At 69.1% G+C, this 608-nt stretch carries 1 protein-coding gene; it reads right to left on the bottom strand.

Going from position 1 to position 608, the window contains the following annotated elements:
• The coding region (locus tag OCK02_RS26115; RefSeq protein ID WP_263815564.1) for an aldehyde dehydrogenase family protein at nucleotides 1–608 on the bottom strand (608 nt) is incomplete at both ends.

Here is a 608-nt window from a genome sequence, read left to right on the forward strand (position 1 = left end):
CCCATCTCCAGCTGGAACTTGCGGTTATGCTCGATCGAGGCTGCCGCCACCCGCTTGCCCGTGCCGGTCGAGCCGGTAAAGGTGATGGCGGCGACGTCCGGGCTTTCCAGCATCGCCTGGCCGACGACCGAGCCCTTGCCCATGACGAGGTTGAGCACGCCCTTCGGCAGGCCGGCGCGGTGCAGGATGTCGACGATCGCCCAGGCGCAGCCGGGCACGAGCTCGGCCGGCTTGAAGACGACGGTATTGCCATAGGCCAGCGCCGGCGCGATCTTCCAGGCGGGGATGGCGATGGGGAAGTTCCACGGCGTGATGATGCCGACGACGCCGACGGCCTCGCGGGTGATCTCGACGCCGATGTTCGGCCGCACCGAGGGGATGACCTCGCCGGAAAGCCGCAGCGTCTCGCCGGCGAAGAATTCGAAGATCTGCGCCGCGCGGATCGTCTCGCCGATCGCCTCCGGCAGCGTCTTGCCCTCCTCGCGCGCCAGCAGCGTGCCGAGTTCGTCCTTGCGCGCCAGGATCTCGTCCGCGGTCTTCTTCAGGATCGCATGGCGCTCGAGGATGCCGGAACGCGACCAGCCCGGAAAGGCGGCCTTGGCGGCGGC

Source organism: Rhizobium sp. TRM96647 (assembly GCF_025780115.1).
Lineage (GTDB): Bacteria > Pseudomonadota > Alphaproteobacteria > Rhizobiales > Rhizobiaceae > Mycoplana.